The following is an 18,176-nucleotide window of genomic DNA, read 5'->3' on the forward strand; positions in this document are numbered from 1 at the left end:
TGCTTTGCTAACTAGGAATTCTATGTTGGCAAAGCATATAAATTAAGGGAGGATATTGGTATGGAAATTAGCAAACAATATGCAGTGCAAATGCGTGGAATTACAAAAATGTTTGGTTCGTTCTGTGCCTTAGATGATATCAGTATTGATATTAAAAAGGGTACAATTCATGCACTACTCGGAGAAAATGGAGCAGGTAAAAGTACACTAATGAATGTACTTTATGGATTATATCAAGCTGACGGAGGAGAGACATATCTTAATGGTGAAAAGATAAATATAAAGAACCCTAATATAGCTATTGAAAATGGAATAGGAATGGTTCACCAACACTTTATGCTAGTTGAAAATTTTACGGTAACACAAAATATTATATTAGGTGGTGAAGTTACAAGTAAATTTGGAATATTGGATATGAAAAAAGCTCGCGCAGAAATAATAAATATTGTAGAAAAATATGGATTAGAAGTAGATCCAGATGCAAAAGTTGAAGATATTTCAGTAGGGATGCAACAACGTATTGAAATATTAAAAGCATTATACCGTGGAGCTGATTTATTAATATTAGATGAACCAACAGCAGTGCTTACTCCACAAGAGATCCAAGATTTAATAAAGATTATGAATAATCTTGTTGCAGATGGGAAAACAATAATTATAATTACACACAAATTAAAGGAAATAAAGGAATCCTCTGATGTTTGTACAATAATTCGTAGAGGAAAATATATAGATACAGTTAATGTTAAAGAGGTAACAGGTTCAGAACTTGCTACTATGATGGTAGGTCATGCAGTTAAATTGGTTGTTGATAAGGAACCTGCCAAACCAGAGGAAGTTGTGTTTGAAATAGATAATTTAAGTGTAAAGGATGAAAGAAAATTAGATGCAGTTAAGAATTTATCACTTAAGGTTCGTAAAGGAGAAATTGTTGGTATTGCAGGAATTGATGGAAATGGACAAAAGGAATTAATTGAAGCAATTACATGTCTAACAAGATGTGAGAGCGGTACCATTAAAATAAATGGAACAGAAATACAAAATACTACTACTGAAAATGTAATTAAACATAAAATCTCAACAATACATGAAGATAGACAAAAAAGAGGACTTGTATTAGATTTTAGTGTTGCTGAAAATGTTGTAATAGAAAAATATAAAAGCAAACCGTATTGTAAAAATGGTTTTTTAAATAATGAAGAAATTATCTCTCATACTAAGGATATGATAAAACAGTATGACATAAGACCTGATAACTGTGAATTAGCGCCTGTCAGAGGATTATCCGGAGGAAATCAACAAAAAGTTATAATTGCAAGAGAAGTAGCTAGTGATCCAGATTTATTAATTGCAGTTCAACCAACCCGTGGATTAGATGTAGGAGCAATTGAGTATGTTCATAAAACATTAATTAGAGAAAGGGATAAAGGAAAAGCAGTTCTTTTAGTTTCTTTTGAACTTGACGAAGTTATGAATGTTTCGGATACTATAGCTGTAATTTATGCTGGTACTATTGTAGATACATTTAAGCAAGGAGATGTTGATGAAAATACGATAGGTTTATTAATGGCAGGAGGTAAAGGTAATGAAAACAGTAGTAAAGATTCTTAAAAAGCCAGTTACTGCAACATTTATTGCAATATTTTTGGGATTTGTTGTTTCTGCAATAGTACTTAGTTTAGCAGGATATAATTCAATAGATGCTTTTAGTGCACTTTTTAATGGGATTTTTTCAAAACCTAAATATATGTCAAATACAATTATCAAAGCAACACCTATAATTTTAACTGGTCTTAGTGTTGCATTTGCATTTAAAACAGGGTTATTTAATATTGGAGCAGAAGGTCAATATATAATAGGAACAATTGCTGCAACAATGGTTGGAATTAAATTAGATTTACCTGCAATAATACAAATTCCTATAGTAATTATGGCTGGTGTAATAGCTGGAGCTATATTTGGGGGTATTGTAGGATTACTTAAGGCTAAATTTGGAATACATGAAGTCATAACAAGCATAATGTTAAATTGGATTGCATTATATTTATCTAATTTTATTGTATCAACAAATGTATTTCATCAACCAGATTCAACAAGTACTTACCCTATTAATGGATCAGGTTTTACTACTATACTAGGCAATTGGAAAACTTCTGATGCTGGAATTCAATTTCTTTCACAGCACAAATGGCTTTCAGAAGTCTTACTAAAAACAGATGTAAATGTTGGAATTATCGTTGCTATTATAATGGCTGTGTTAGTATCAATTCTACTGTATAAATCAGCTAAGGGATATGAATTACGTGCAGTTGGATTAAACAAAGATGCAGCAGAATTTGCAGGGATAAATGTTAATCGTAATATAATACAATCAATGATAATTGCAGGTGCATTATCAGGACTTGCAGGTGCACTCGCTATTACAGGAACATCACCGCATAAATTATCTACTATGGCAGCGTTTGAAAATAATGGATTCAATGGATTATCAGTTGCATTAATTGCAGGCAGTTCTCCAATTGGATGTATATTTGGAGGTCTATTATATGGTGGATTATTATATGGAGGACAATCTATACAATCTGCAATAGGTGCACCATCGGAAATAATTAATATTATGATAGGTACTATTGTATTCTTTGTTGCATTGACTAAAGTTGTACCTGCTTTAGCGGATAAACTTTTAAAGAGAGGTGAAAAAAATGTTAAATAGCATATTATTATTATTAAGTATTACGCTCATGTATTCAGCACCATTAATTTTTGGAGCATTAGGTGGCGTTGTATCTGAACGTGCTGGAGTTGTAAATATTGGAATTGAAGGAATGATGACTATAGGTGCTTTTACTGGTGCAGCAGTAGCATATTATACTGGTAATGCATGGTTTGGTTTCTTGGCAGCAGGAATTTCAGGTGGAATAATTGCTTTATTACATGCAGTTGCTTCTGTAACATTTAATGCAGATCAAACAATTTCAGGTATTGCTATAAACCTCTTAGGATCTGGTTTTTCTTTATTCTTATGCAGATTATTATTTGAAGGTGCTACAATGACTAAACCGGTTACTACTAAATTACCTAAAATATTTAGTGTAGATATTACAGTTGTTTTAGCAGTTATAATAACAGTAGTTATATGGTTTATTTTATATAAAACTAAATGGGGACTTCGTATTCGTGCAGTAGGAGAACATCCAGCAGCAGCAGATACCCTTGGAATTAGTGTAACTAGAATTCGTTACATATGTGTAATAATCTCTGGAATACTAGCAGGATTTGGAGGAGCATCTATGACACTAGCCATAATTGCACAATTCACTCCAACAGCAATTAGTGGGCAAGGATTTATTGCTTTAGCTGCAGTTATTTTTGGAAAATGGACTCCACATGGTGCATATGGAGCTTGTATATTATTTGGATTTGCACAAGCATTGACTGTTGTATTAGGTGGCGGAAACTTTGTTATTCCTTCACAAATACTTGCAATGTTACCTTATATTCTAACAATTGTAGTTTTAATTCTTTTTGTTGGAAAATCAGTTGCACCAAAGGCTGATGGAATACCTTATGAAAAAGGAACTCGTTAGGTTAATAAATTAAATTAAAGAATAGGAGATGTAAGAAAATGAGATTCTTTTTAGACACAGCAAACATAGAACATATAAAAGAAGCAAATGAAATGGGAGTAATATGTGGGGTAACTACAAACCCATCATTAGTTGCAAAAGAAGGAAGAGACTTTAATGAAGTAATAAAGGAAATTACAGAAATAGTAGATGGACCAATAAGTGGAGAAGTTATAAGCGAAGATGCACAAGGAATGATTAAAGAGGGAAGAGAAATTGCTGCAATTCATAAGAATATGATTGTAAAAATTCCAATGACAGCAGAAGGACTTAAGGCAACTAAAGTTTTATCTAAAGAAGGAATTAAAACAAATGTAACTTTAATCTTCTCAGTAACACAAGCATTACTTGCAGCAAATTCAGGAGCAACATATGTAAGTCCGTTTTTAGGAAGAATAGATGATATATCAATGGATGGAATGGAACTAGTTAGAAATATCGCAGATATATTTGCAATTCATGGAATAGAAACAGAAATAATTGCAGCTAGTGTAAGAAATCCAATTCATGTTATTGAAGCAGCAAAAGCTGGAGCAGATATATCAACAATACCCTTTAACTTAGTTATGCAAATGGTAAAACATCCATTAACAGATCAAGGTTTAGAAAAGTTCAAAGCAGATTGGGCAGCAGCTTTTTGTAAATAAGCCTTTAACAATGAACAACTGAAAATTGAAGAACAAATTAATTCAGAGTTCAAAAAATATAATTAAGGGGAGATATAAAATGAATATAGCTAAATATATAGATCATACAATATTAAAGCCAGAAGCAACCGTTGAAGATGTTAAGAAACTTTGCAGGGAAGCTAAAGAATATAATTTTGCATCTGTTTGTGTAAATGGATGTTATGCAAAATTAGTTAGCGCTAAACTTGTAGGAAGTGATGTGAAAACTTGTGTAGTAATAGGATTTCCATTAGGAGCTATGACTAAGGAAGCTAAGGCTTTTGAGACAACTCAAGCTATTGAAAATGGAGCAAATGAAATAGATATGGTTATAAATGTAGGGGCATTAAAAGCTAAGAATTATGATCTTTTTAAAGAAGATATAGAAGCAGTAATAAATGCAGCTAAAGGAAAGGCAATAGTTAAGGTTATTATTGAAACATGTTTATTAACAGATGAAGAAAAAGTTAAAGCATGTGAAATATCTAAAGAAGCTAAAGCAGATTTTGTTAAAACATCAACAGGTTTTTCAAATGGTGGAGCAACAAAAGAAGATATTGCACTTATGAGAAAAACTGTAGGGGAAAGTTTAGGTGTAAAAGCATCAGGTGGTGTTAGAGATTATAAAACTGCTATGGATATGATAAATGCAGGTGCAAGTAGAATAGGTGCAAGTGCTAGTATTGCTATCGTTAATGAAAGCAAGTAAGTTTTGCCATGTTTTACAAAAAGATAAACTAAATATAAATTGTAAAAATGCAAGAACAAAAAATACTATAACAATATAGAAAAGTTATAGTAATAGTGTCATTTAAGTTATATTATAAAATTTAAACGGTAAAGTGAGGAAAAAAATGAGTAGAGAATTAGATAAGTTATCTATTAATGCAATAAGAGTGCTTTCAGCAGATGCTATTGAAAAATCAAAGTCAGGACATCCAGGACTTCCACTTGGAGCAGCAACTATGGCATTTACACTATGGACAAAAATGAACCATAATGGAAAAAATCCAACTTGGGATAATAGAGACAGATTTGTATTATCAGCAGGGCATGGGTCAATGCTTGAATATTCATTATTACACTTATTTGGATATGGAGTAAAAGTTTCCGATATTAAAAATTTCAGACAAGTAGGAAGTTTAACTCCAGGACATCCTGAGTTTGGTCATACTAAAGGTGTTGAAATTACAACTGGACCTCTTGGACAAGGTGTATGTAATGCAGTAGGTATGGCGATGGCAGAAACGCATCTTGCTGACAAGTTTAATAAACCAAACTGTAGTGTAGTTGATCACTATACATATGCAATATGTGGAGATGGTTGTCTTATGGAAGGGATTTCAGGAGAAGCATCATCACTTGCTGGAACTTTAGGACTTGGAAAATTAGTTGTATTATATGATTCCAATAATATTTCAATTGAAGGAAGTACTGATATAGCATTTAGAGAAGATGTTGCTAAAAGATATGAAGCTTATGGCTGGCAAGTATTAAAAATTGCTGATGGAAATGATATAGATGCAATAGAAAGTGCAATAGAAGCAGCTAAAGCAGAAACTTCAAAACCTTCAATTATAATAGTTAAAAATCAAATTGGTTTTGGATGTCCTGCAAAGCAAGGAAAAGCTTCAGCTCATGGAGAACCACTAGGTGCTGAAAATGTAATTGCAATGAAAGAAAACTTAGGTTGGAAAACAGAACCTGCTTTCTATGTACCAGATGAAGTGTATTCAAATATGAATGAACACATAGAAAAAGGTGTTTCAAAAGAATCAGCTTGGAATAAATTATTCAGTGAATATTCTAAAGAGTACCCTGAACTTGCAAAAGAATATGCTGCATGGATGAGTGGTGAAGTTGATAAAGAAGCATTATTAAATAATGAAGAATTCTGGGGCTTTGATAAAGAAATGGCTACAAGAGAATCTTCAGGAATTTTGATAAACAGATTAGCTCAAATTATTCCTAATTTAGTAGGAGGATCAGCAGATTTAGCTCCTTCAAATAAAACTTATATGGCTGGCAAGGGAGATTTCTCAGACACAGACAGAAGCGGACAAAATCTTCACTTTGGAGTTAGAGAACATGCAATGGCAGCTATAGTTAATGGTATGTATGTACATGGTGGACTTAAGGTATTCTGTTCAACATTCTTCGTATTCAGTGATTACATGAAGGGTGCTATGAGATTATCAGCTCTTATGAATCTTCCTGTAGCTTATGTTTTAACTCATGATAGCATTGGTGTTGGGGAAGATGGGCCAACTCATCAACCAATAGAACAATTAGCAGCACTTAGAAGTATGCCAAATATGACAGTATTTAGACCAGCTGATTCAAAGGAAACAGCTGCAGCTTGGTATTATGCTATAACTAATGGAACTACACCAACGTCATTAGTTTTAACAAGACAAAAGTTGCCATTATATGATGGATGTGCAAAAAGAGCATTAAAGGGTGGATATATTCTTAAAGATTCTAAAAAAGAAACTCCAGATGTACTTCTTATGGCATCAGGTTCAGAAGTTGAATTAATATTTAAAGCAGCTGATGAATTAGCTACTAAAGGAATAGATGCAAGAGTTATAAGTATGCCATCATTCGAATTATTTGAAGCTCAAGATGCAGCTTATAAGGAATCAGTTATGCCAAATAAAGTTCGAGCAAGAGTTGCTGTTGAAGCATTAACAAGTTTTGGATGGCATAAATATGTAGGTCTTGATGGAGATGTTATTTCATTAGATACTTTTGGAGCATCAGGAAATGCAGATACATTATTTAAACAATTTGGATTTACTGTTGAGAATGTTATTAAAAGTGCTATTAATGTTATTAAGAAATAGTTAAATAATATTTTTAGTAATTTATTTCTCAGCGGTTTGCAATATATAATTTTAATGAATTTGGAGTGTACAGTATAACTAATGAGTATTTTTAGATTATTATTATGCCTAAAGGTTATTTAGGTAGAGTATCTAATTAAAGAATATTTATTAGTTATTTATTATTTAAAGAATAAATAACTAATGTTTTAGAAATAACATTGTTAATTTATTTAAGTTATATATGCGTATAAATAATTTTAATTAAAATTGGAGGGGAAATTAATGAAGAAAAATGTTACAATTGGGGGCACACTAATAAAAAAATTAGGAATACTATTTAGCGTAATTTTTATAATAGTTGTTTTAACAATTATTTTGATTACTAAAAATACCTTAGTAGAGACAAAGACTAGCACTATGCAAAGAATGATAAGTGATTCGGCTAATTTAGTTACGCAAGATATAAACAAAAAAATTGTATTGGCAAATTCAATTGCCACAAATGAAGCTATTGCAAATCCTAATAAAACATTTAGTCAAAAGAAAGAATTCTTAAAGGAATATACAAATAAATTCAATATAAGATCCATAGGAATAGTCGGTAAAGATGGATATTTAAGAAGTACTGATGGGTTTGAGAGTGATACTAGTAAGGAACCACAATATAAGATATTAATGGCTGGGAACACATATGTTAGTACTCCTATATTTATAGAAAATACAAATGAACAAATTATCTTCATAGGAGTACCTATTATATACAATTATGAAGTTGTAGGTTATTTAACATGTACATTTGATAGTAGCTATCTGTCTAACAGTATAAAGGATTTAAAGTATTTTAATTTAGGAAATTCATATATATTAGATGAGGATGGAAATATTATTGCTTCTGAAAATATTGATGATGTAAGAAAAAAGGTTAATATAATACAAAATTCTAAGGAAAATAATAAATTAGGTGGATTATCAAAAATTCATAAGAAAATGATAGCTGGACAATCAGGAATAGGTACTTATGATAATAAAACGGTAGCATATTGTAAAATTGAAGGAACTACTAATTGGTCTTTAGCTTTTGAAATTAATTCAAAGGAAGTATATAAGGATTTAGTAAATATAATAATATATATACTTGTCATTGCTATAATTGCAACTACTATTCTTATTACAGTACTCTACAAGGTTGGTAAAAATCTTGGCAATAGATTAATTTACTTAAAAAATAATATAGATATTTTAGCAAGTGGTAATTTTAATGTGCCAATAAAAGATGAAGAACTGAAAAAATTAGATGAAATAGGAAGTATAAGCAGATCATTGGTAAAGACCATTAATTCAATAAGCAAAGTAATTAATGTTATGAAAAATGATACAGCTGTTTTAAATAATCAATCAGTTTTATTGGAGGATGCTTCTGAAAAAATTACTTTGGGTGCAAAGGGAATTTCTATTATCATGCATGATACAGCAGAAGGAAATACTAGTCAATCATTAGAAGTATTGACTATTCAAGAACAAATGGAGTCTTTTGGAGAAAATATTGAAAATATGAATAATAATATTAATATTGCGGCTGGAATTTCATCTTCAATAGAATGTAAGTTATTTGATAATAATGGAGAAATGCAAAAGTTAAATGGGTCACTAAATAATTTTAGTTATAGTTTTGATAACTTTAATTTGGTAATACGAGATGTAAATGATAAGGTTTCTAATATTAGTAATATTACGACAACAATTAAGTCTATAGCAGATCAGACAAACCTTCTTGCATTAAATGCTGCCATAGAATCTGCCAGAGCTGGAGAAGCAGGGAGAGGTTTTAGTGTTGTAGCAGAAGAAATAAGAAAGTTATCAGAAAAGACCACACTTTCTTTATCTGAGATTACTAATGTTATAGATGAAGTTTTAGCTAAAAGCAAAAATATGATTGATTCAACTAAAAATATGGATTTAGAAATAAAAGAACAGAAAGAAAAATTGAATACAACAATGAAATCAACTGAAGAAATGACTAAGCTAATTAAAGATGTTACGTTAAAAATAAATCAGTTAGTTACATTATCAGAAGATAATAATAATAAAAAGAATGTAATTTTACAATCTATAGAAAATGTTAGTAAAGTTTCAGAAGGATTAGCGGCAAGTACTGAAGAGATATCTGCAACATCTGATGAATTTAAAATATCAAGTAGTGAAATTGAAAGTGTATCTAGAAAATTAATAAATTTAATAGAAGAATTGAATAGTGAGATTGGGAAATTTACCATGTAATATGTTCATTGTTAAATAGAATTTATAAAAATAAACAAATCGTTTGCTTGAGAGATAGTTATTTTGCTAAAAACACAAATATACCATAGTGAAAGTGGAGTTGAAATAGCTCCACCTTCATTTGAATACATTAATATAGAATTAAAGAAATGATACTTTATGATCAACTGAAATAAATAATTCAATAATATGTAGATTGGCTCAAAGGATTTAATTTTCCGAAGAATCTTTAAATGTCCAGTATATATTAATTACTTCTGCAAATACTACAAATATAAGTTTATATGAATAATTAAATGTAAGTTTAAAGTTTTATATTAAATTTTAAAGAATTAAACGGTAAGAAAACATTTACAAAAAACTATTGACATTATTATGATAACGTTTTATAATTCACTTAACCGGATTACTTAACCGGTTAAGTAAGAAGAGGTGAGTGTATGAATAAAGTTTGTATCCTTGGAAGTATTAATATGGATATGGTTGTTTCAGTAAATAAAATGCCACTAGTTGGAGAAACAATTTTTAGTGATAATTTTAAATTAGCACATGGTGGCAAAGGTGCTAATCAAGCAGTTGCATCACGAAGACTAGGTGCAGACGTATATATGATAAGCAAAGTGGGTCAAGATGCTTATGGATTGGAAATGGTAAATAGTCTTGAAAAAGAAAATATAAATGTTAACAGTATATTTAAAGATGATGTTAAACCAACAGGTACAGCAATAATAACTGTAAACAATGAAGGTAATAATTCAATAATAGTTGTACCAGGTGCAAATATGACTCTTGATTTAAAAGAAATAGATAAGTGCAAAGAAGTTATAGCTAGTAGTGACATAATAGTAGCGCAATTTGAGACGCCAATTGAAGTCATTAAAGAGGCTTTTAAAATTGCAAAAGAAAATGGAGTTGTTACAATTTTAAATCCTGCTCCGGCAAAAGAAATTCCTAAAGAGTTACTTAAGTATACAGATCTGATAGTACCTAATGAGACCGAAGCTACAACACTTACAGGAGTAAATGTTAAAGATTTAGAAAGTGCAAAGCAAGCCGCAAATATATTTTTAAATAATGAAGTTAAATATGTGATTATTACATTAGGTGATAAGGGTGCAGCTGTGATATCAAAAGAGGATGGAATATTAATTCCTGCATATAAAGTTAATGCAGTAGATAGTACTGCAGCTGGAGATTCATTTATAGGAGCAATAAGTACTAAATTAATAAAATCTAATTTAAATATTAATTCACTAGTAGAAGCAGTTAAATTTGGGAATAAGGTTTCAGCAATAGCAGTTCAAAGAGAAGGGGCACAACCTTCAATACCATTTTTAAAAGAAGTTAATGATATTTATGGGGAGGAATAAAAATGAAAAAAATTGGTATCTTAAATGGAGAAATTTCTAGTGTAGTTTCAAAAATGGGACATAAAGATTTAATAGCTATAGGAGATTGTGGATTACCAATACCTGATAAAACAAAACGGATAGATATAGCGTTATCAAAAGATATTCCAAGTTTTATAGATACATTGAAGAATGTATTATTAGAACTTCAAGTAGAAGAGGTAATCTTGGCTACAGAAACAGAGGAAAATAATCCTAAGGTTTTTATGGAAATAAAAAAACAATTTAAAAATGTAAAATTTACTTTTATAACTCATGAAGAGTTGAAAGTAATGTTAAATGAGTGTAAGGCTATAATTAGAACAGGAGAACAAACCCCTTATGCGAATATAATTCTTAAATCGGGAGTGATTTTTTAAGGAGGAGTAATTATGGAAAGAAATATTCCTTTACTTGAAATGAAAGGTATATCAAAAACTTTTCCTGGAGTAAAGGCACTTGAAGACATAAATTTAAGTTTATATGAAGGAGAAGTATTAGCTCTTTTGGGGGAAAATGGTGCTGGAAAATCAACATTAATGAAGATTTTAAGTGGTGTTTATCAAAAAGACGATGGTAAAGTTATTATACAAGGCACAGAAGTAGATATAAAGAATGTAAAGGAAGCTGAAAAATTAGGTATATCAATAATACATCAAGAGTTGAGTGTTTTACCGAATTTAACAGTTGCAGAGAATTTATTTTTAGGAAATGAAAAAATAAACAAATTAACTAAAAAGCTAGATAGAAAAACAATGAACAGTATGTGTAAAGATTATCTAAAACAAATAGGATGTAATGTTGAGCCAGATGAGTATGTTAAAAATATAAGCATTGGAGAAATGCAAATGCTTGAAATAGTAAAAGCTATTTCTAAAAACTCCAATTTAATAGTTATGGATGAGCCAACAACAGCCTTAACAGATACAGAAACGGAGAATCTTTTTAAAGTTGTTAAAATGCTTAAGAGTAAGGATATAGCAATAATATATATATCTCATCGATTGGACGAAATTTTTGCTATATGTGATAGGATAAATGTTTTAAGAGATGGAAAATATGTAGGTGAAGTTAAGGTAAAAGATGTTACCAAAGATGATTTGATAACTATGATGGTAGGAAGAAAAATGGAGGAACAATATCCATATAAAGAACCAACTAATGTAACACCTATATTAAAATTGAAGGATATTTGTTTAGACGGTATTTTAAAATCAATTAATTTAGAAATAAGAGCAGGAGAAATCCTTGGAATGTCAGGCCTTATGGGTGCAGGTAGATCAGAAGTTGCAAAGGTTATCTTTGGAGAATATAAAAAAACTAGTGGTTCTATTGAGATAAATGGAAAACAAGTAAACATTAATTGTCCTAAAGATGCAATAAATAACGGAATAGCATATTTATCGGAAGATAGAAAAAAAGAAGGACTTATATTACCTTTATCTGTAAAAGAAAATATGACATTAGCTTCTTTAGATAAGTTTGAAAAGAAAACGTTTCGTATAAGTAAAGCAGAGGAAAAAAATATAGTTGATGAATATATAAAAAAATTATCAATTAAAACACCTAGTCAAGACCAGTTAATAAAGAATTTAAGTGGGGGTAATCAACAAAAAGTTATTATAGCGAAGTGGCTTATACAGTCTCCTAAAGTTTTAATAATAGATGAACCAACAAAAGGTATAGATGTAGGTGCAAAAAAGGAGATATATGATGTACTAAATGCGCTAAAAGCTGAAGGAAAAGCAGTTATTATGATTTCTTCAGATATGCCAGAAGTACTTGGAATATCAGATAGAGTAGTAGTAATGCATGAAGGAAGAATAACTGGAGAGTTAAGCAGGAAAGAAGCAACTCAAGAAAGTATAATGAAATTAGCAATTGGAGAATAAAAAAAGAGTTTAATTTTTTATAAGGGAGAGTTAAAAATGACTAATATAAAAGACAATTTATTAAAATATAAATCTATTTTAGCATTAATTATATTATGCATAATTGTTAGTGTAATTTCGCCAACATTTCTACAAATATCAAATTTAAGAAATTTATTTACTCAAATTTCTGTAAATGCAGTTATATCATTAGGAATGACTTTTGTAATACTTACAGGTGGAATAGATTTGTCTGTAGGATCAATTGTTGCAATATCAGGTGCAGTATCAGCTGTAACTATAAAAAATACAGGAAGTATATCACTAGGAATATTAGCAGCATTATTTACAGGGATTTTAGTAGGGTTTATCAATGGAATAATTGTTTCAAAAGGAAGAATCCAAGCATTTATAGCTACTTTGGCTACACAAACCGTATTTAGAGGAGTTACGTATGTATTTACTGGAGGTAATCCTATATCAGGTTTAGGTGATAGTTTTATGAAACTAACGAATAGTAGAATATTAGGAATACCTGTTCCAGTTATTATTACCATAATTGTATTTGCAATTTGTGCGTATGTTTTGACACAAACTAGATATGGAAGATATGTATATGCAGTAGGTGGAAATGAAGATTCATCAAGGCTTTCGGGTATAAATGTTAATGGTGTCAAAAACTGGGTGTACATTATATCAGGTGCTACAGCCGCAATAGCTGGAATTATTGTTACAAGTAGAATAGGATCAGCTGCACCAACAGCTGGTAGTGGATATGAATTAGATGCAATAGCAGCAATAGTTATTGGTGGTACAAATTTAGTTGGTGGAGAAGGAACAATACTTGGAACACTAATAGGTGTACTAATTATTGGAGTTTTAAATAATGGTTTAAATCTTATGGATGTTTCAGCCTTTTATCAAACTATAGTAAAAGGATTAGTAATACTACTAGCAGTTTTAATCGACAAGAAAAAGGCTAACTAATACATAAAATATATAGGGTAAAAAAAACACGATATTACTAGTTAAATCTGAAGGTAGCCCCTATAGATTTAACTAATAAAATTTATTCAAACATTTTTAGGAGGGAATTTTATGAAAAAAATATTTAAACTAGTATCAGTTGCAATTATAGCAACTATGGCAATGGGTGTGTTTGTAGGATGTAGCTCTAGCAGTAATAGTTCATCCCCAAGTAAAAAATCTGATTCTAAAAAAATAGGTATGGTTGTTTCAACTTTAAACAATCCTTTCTTTGTAACACTAAAAGATGGTGCTGAGGCTAAGGCTAAAGAATTAGGATACGAATTATTAGTTGTTGATTCACAAAATGATTCATCAAAAGAGCTTTCAAATGTTCAAGATTTATTACAAAAGGGAGTTAGTACTATAATACTTAATCCTGTTGACAGTGATGCAGCTCAAAGTTCAGTTAGTCAAGCGAATAATGAAAAAATTCCAGTAATAACTGTAGATAGAAAATCCAATGGTGGAGATGTAATTTGCCATATAGCATCAGATAATGTAAAAGGTGGAGAAATGGCAGGTAACTTTATAAAAGAACAACTTGGTGGTAAAGGCAATATAGCAGAACTTCAAGGAACAACAGGTGCTTCTGCAACACGTGATAGAGGAACAGGGTTCCATAATATAGTTGATGCAGACAAAAACTTAAAGGTTGTATCATCTCAACCAGCTGATTTTGATAGACAAAAAGGATTAACTGTAACTGAGAACATGCTACAATCAAATCCAGATATTCAAGCTATTTTTGCACAAAATGATGAGATGGCATTAGGTGCTGTTAAAGCATTAAGTACTTCAGGGAAAAAAGCTGTAGTTGTTGGATTTGATGGAGGTGATGATGCCAAAAAAGCTGTCGATTCAGGAGAACTGGCAGCAACAGTAGCACAACAACCAGATTTAATGGGAAGTATGGCTATAGAAAATGCTAAAAAGATATTAAATGGAGAAAGTGTAGATAAGGAAATTGGAGCTGACTTAAAATTATATGTAAAGGCTAAGTAATAAAGATACAATTTTATTAAGGTCATAAATAAAAGTATAATCCGAAATTTATGTAATAAGGATTATACTTTTATAATATAACAAATTAGAATAATACTGGTTAACGTAATTATGAGACAAATAATATAAAATAGAGATAAATAAAATTAAAGAATAGGAGATGTAAGAAAGATGAGATTTTTTTTAGACACAGCAAACATAGAACATATTAAAGAAGCAAATGAAATGGGAGTAATATGTGGTGTAACTACAAACCCATCACTAATTGCAAAAGAAGGTAGAGACTTTAATGAAGTTATAAAGGAAATAACAGAAATAGTAGATGGACCAATAAGTGGAGAAGTTATAAGTGAAGATGCACAAGGAATGATTAAAGAAGGAAGAGAAATTGCTAAAATTCACAAAAATATGATTGTAAAGATTCCAATGACAGCAGAAGGACTTAAGGCTACTAAAGTTTTATCTAAAGAAGGAATAAAAACAAATGTAACTTTAATATTCTCAGTAACACAAGCATTACTTGCAGCAAATTCAGGAGCAACATATGTAAGTCCATTTTTAGGAAGAATAGATGATATATCAATGGATGGAATGGAACTAGTTAGAAATATCGCAGATATATTTGCAATTCACGGAATAGAAACAGAAATAATTGCAGCTAGCGTAAGAAATCCAATTCATGTTATTCAAGTGGCACAAGCTGGAGCAAATATTTCAACAATTCCTTATAGCTTAGTATTACAAATGATAAAACATCCATTAACAGATCAAGGACTTGAAAAATTCAAAGCAGATTGGGCTGCAGCTTTCGGTAAATAAGTGTATCATTTGTAAATAATAATAAACAGTTATGCGACAACTTTAGAACTTAAGAATTTTAGAATTTGCTTGTAGAATGCGGATTTAGGCAGATATTATAAAAAATTAATAATGCAAAGTTACTAACAAAATGAGTAATAATTCAGTTAATATTATGAATAAAAAAACAATAAATATGTGGATAAAAAGTTTAATTGGTTGTAAATTAAAGAGTGTTTATAGTAATCAAAGCCATATAAAAAATAAGTTATTTTTTATATGGCTTTTCTAGCAAATTAATTTTTAAGCATATACTTATAGAAATAAAAAGGTCATACCATTTAAATATGATGATAATTACTATTGACAAACAGTAGATTAATATATAATTAGATTAGAAATATTAAGAATATGCATTACATATTAATATTAAGGATTGAGGTAGCTAATATATGAAGAAGATAACAATGAAAGATATTGCAGAAAAAGTAGGAGTGTCAAAAACTACAGTATCCATGGTTATTAATAATAAGGATAGTAGTATAAGTGAAGAGACTAAAAAAAAGATATACGATATTATAGAACAAACTGGATACATACCTAATAATATTGCTAGGGGTTTAAATACTAAAAAGTCTGGAAGCATTGCAATAATTATTCCAGATATATCAAATCCATTTTTCTCAGAGCTATCAAGAGCTGTGGAGGATATTGCAAATAAATTGGGATATAATGTAATCTTGTGTAATTCTGATAATGATGCAAATAAGGAAAAAAAATATGTAGAGCTTTTAATAAGCAAATTGATTGATGGTATAATTTTAATTCCAGGAGAAGAAAGTGAAGCTAGTGCTAACATATTAAAATTGAATGAAATACCATTTGTGTTTGTTGATAGATATATTAGAGGTTTTGAAGATTATCCAGGTGTTTACTTTGATAATAAACAAGGGATAAAATGTGGTGTAGAATACTTATATGGTAAAGGTAAGCGAAATATAGTATTTGTGTCTGGACCAAAAAAAATAAATGTAAATAAAGAAAGAATAGATGGGTATAAGGAGATTATGACTAAGTATGGAATCTATAATAAATCATTAATTTTTGAAAGTACATTTTCTTTAGATGGTGGTATTGAAGTAACTAATCAGATAATTGATCAATGTAAATCTGTTGATGCTATTTTTTATTCTAATGATATAATGGCTATAGGAGGGATGAAAACCCTCAAAAGAAGAGAATATAAAATTCCAGAAGATATTCTAGTAGTGGGATTTGATGGAATAATATTATCGAGAATGATTGAACCGGAACTTACAACAATTCAACAACCTATTTACAGTATGGGACAACAAGCCTGTGAATTAATAATAGATATTATAAAGGGAGAGCCAATAGATAATAAAAAAATATACTTTGCACCTAATATTATAGTTGGTGGAACAGCTTAGTACATAAAGTGAAGCTTTATACTATATCTGAATGAGTTGTATTTATCTCCTCAAAGGGGAATTCATCTAATATTGTGCGATTATTTTAGCTCTAATCTAAAGAGATGCGAGGTTTAAACGACTAGACATAAGATGAATGTTAAAAATAATTACGAGTATTCAATTTAATTGATTTAATGTACTTACATAGAAAGGATGATACTAATCATGAAAGAGAAATTTAAAATAATAGATAGTCATGCTCATTATGATGATGATCAGTTTAATGAAGATAGGGAATACGTGTTAAAGGAAATTAGAGAAAATGGAGTTATTGGAGTATTAAACTGTGCAGCGTCATATGATAGTTTGAAAACCACAGATAAATTGACTAAAGACCATGATTTTATATTGGGAGCCCTAGGAATACATCCGGAGAATGCTAATGAAATGAAGGAAGATACCTTAGATGAGATTAAAGCGTATATTAAAGATAATGATAAAATAGTAGCAATAGGAGAGATTGGTTTAGATTATTATTGGGAGGAGAATCCACCTAAGGATGTTCAAAAAGAAGTATTTAGAAGGCAAATGAATTTGGCAAGAGAATTAAGTTTTCCAGTTGTTATTCACGATAGAGATGCACATAAGGATACACTAGAGATAATGAATGAGTTTCCGGAGGTTACTGGTACTGTTCATTGTTTTTCAGGAAGTGTGGAATTTGCAAAGGAATGTATAGAGCTAGGATACTACATAGGATTTACAGGTGTTGTTACTTTTAAAAATGCAAAAAAACTTGTTGAAGTAGCTAGGGAAATACCACTAGAAAGAATTCTTGTTGAAACCGATTGTCCGTATATGGCGCCAGAGCCAAATCGAGGAAAAAGGAATAAATCGGACTATATTGAATATATAATAACTAAAATTGCAGAGATAAAGGAAATTGATCCATACAAGGCAAATTTAAGCTTTAATGAGAATTTTAATAGGTTGATAAAAAAGGTAAAATAAGGTAAAATATATTTTGTACACTTAAATAATAATTGGTGTACTCAATTGATAATAAATTATAAATGCATTCAATTTATCATCAATTAAGTATAAAAGTTAACAATTAAATATCATTCATTTCTAACTTTATAATGGAGTAATGTTAAAATCCGCTATCATTTTTATATTATTATATTTTTATGCACAGAGTGCATTATGACTAAGCTTCATTATTATGCAAGAGGTTATGAATTTGACAGTTTTGG

General features: G+C 30.0%; 15 protein-coding genes. All 15 read left to right on the plus strand.

Going from position 1 to position 18,176, the window contains the following annotated elements; all coding sequences use genetic code 11:
- The first annotated feature begins 60 nt into the window (after positions 1-60).
- The 15 genes from psyc5s11_RS00355 (at position 61) to psyc5s11_RS00425 (ending at position 17,931) form a co-directional block, all read left to right on the plus strand.
- Positions 61-1,611 (plus strand): ABC transporter ATP-binding protein, encoded by a 1,551-nt coding sequence (locus psyc5s11_RS00355; protein WP_311196398.1) that lies wholly within the window; start codon positions 61-63, stop codon positions 1,609-1,611.
- Positions 1,586-2,713: an ABC transporter permease gene (locus tag psyc5s11_RS00360; RefSeq protein WP_224035713.1), complete on the plus strand. Its 1,128-nt coding sequence runs from the start codon at positions 1,586-1,588 to the stop codon at positions 2,711-2,713. The genes psyc5s11_RS00355 and psyc5s11_RS00360 overlap by 26 nt, the downstream gene beginning before the upstream one ends.
- Entirely contained in the window at positions 2,703-3,587 is an 885-nt protein-coding gene (locus psyc5s11_RS00365; RefSeq protein WP_224035714.1) for an ABC transporter permease, read from the plus strand. The genes psyc5s11_RS00360 and psyc5s11_RS00365 overlap by 11 nt, the downstream gene beginning before the upstream one ends.
- Positions 3,588-3,625: 38 nt before the next feature.
- The gene (fsa, locus tag psyc5s11_RS00370; RefSeq protein ID WP_224035715.1) at positions 3,626-4,273 is read left to right on the plus strand and encodes a fructose-6-phosphate aldolase; all 648 of its coding nucleotides are present in this window, start codon (positions 3,626-3,628) and stop codon (positions 4,271-4,273) included.
- A 79-nt stretch (positions 4,274-4,352) separates the two neighbouring features.
- Entirely contained in the window at positions 4,353-5,003 is a 651-nt protein-coding gene (deoC, locus tag psyc5s11_RS00375; RefSeq protein ID WP_224035716.1) for a deoxyribose-phosphate aldolase, read from the plus strand.
- 145 nt (positions 5,004-5,148) lie between these two features.
- Complete coding sequence (gene tkt, locus psyc5s11_RS00380) at positions 5,149-7,140, plus strand: transketolase (protein ID WP_224035717.1); 1,992 nt, start codon at positions 5,149-5,151, stop codon at positions 7,138-7,140.
- A 264-nt stretch (positions 7,141-7,404) separates the two neighbouring features.
- The gene (locus psyc5s11_RS00385; RefSeq protein ID WP_224035718.1) at positions 7,405-9,399 is read left to right on the plus strand and encodes a methyl-accepting chemotaxis protein; all 1,995 of its coding nucleotides are present in this window, start codon (positions 7,405-7,407) and stop codon (positions 9,397-9,399) included.
- 440 nt (positions 9,400-9,839) lie between these two features.
- Positions 9,840-10,769, plus strand: coding sequence for a ribokinase (rbsK, locus tag psyc5s11_RS00390; protein WP_224035719.1), 930 nt, complete (start codon positions 9,840-9,842; stop codon positions 10,767-10,769).
- A 2-nt stretch (positions 10,770-10,771) separates the two neighbouring features.
- Complete coding sequence (gene rbsD, locus psyc5s11_RS00395) at positions 10,772-11,167, plus strand: D-ribose pyranase (RefSeq protein ID WP_224035720.1); 396 nt, start codon at positions 10,772-10,774, stop codon at positions 11,165-11,167.
- Positions 11,168-11,179: 12 nt separating this feature from the next.
- On the plus strand, positions 11,180-12,679 hold the full coding sequence (locus tag psyc5s11_RS00400; RefSeq protein ID WP_224035721.1) for a sugar ABC transporter ATP-binding protein: 1,500 nt from the start codon (positions 11,180-11,182) through the stop codon (positions 12,677-12,679).
- A 36-nt stretch (positions 12,680-12,715) separates the two neighbouring features.
- Complete coding sequence (locus psyc5s11_RS00405; RefSeq protein WP_224035722.1) at positions 12,716-13,645, plus strand: ABC transporter permease; 930 nt, start codon at positions 12,716-12,718, stop codon at positions 13,643-13,645.
- A 111-nt stretch (positions 13,646-13,756) separates the two neighbouring features.
- Positions 13,757-14,689: a ribose ABC transporter substrate-binding protein RbsB gene (gene rbsB, locus psyc5s11_RS00410; RefSeq protein WP_224035723.1), complete on the plus strand. Its 933-nt coding sequence runs from the start codon at positions 13,757-13,759 to the stop codon at positions 14,687-14,689.
- Positions 14,690-14,860: 171 nt separating this feature from the next.
- Complete coding sequence (gene fsa, locus psyc5s11_RS00415) at positions 14,861-15,508, plus strand: fructose-6-phosphate aldolase (protein WP_224035724.1); 648 nt, start codon at positions 14,861-14,863, stop codon at positions 15,506-15,508.
- A 431-nt stretch (positions 15,509-15,939) separates the two neighbouring features.
- Positions 15,940-16,938, plus strand: a complete 999-nt coding sequence (locus tag psyc5s11_RS00420; protein ID WP_224035725.1) for a LacI family DNA-binding transcriptional regulator — start codon at positions 15,940-15,942, stop codon at positions 16,936-16,938.
- A gap of 207 nt (positions 16,939-17,145) precedes the next feature.
- Positions 17,146-17,931, plus strand: a complete 786-nt coding sequence (locus tag psyc5s11_RS00425; RefSeq protein ID WP_224035726.1) for a TatD family hydrolase — start codon at positions 17,146-17,148, stop codon at positions 17,929-17,931.
- Positions 17,932-18,176: the final 245 nt, after the last annotated feature.

The sequence above is a fragment of the Clostridium gelidum genome (genome assembly GCF_019977655.1).
Classification (GTDB): domain Bacteria; phylum Bacillota; class Clostridia; order Clostridiales; family Clostridiaceae; genus Clostridium; species Clostridium gelidum.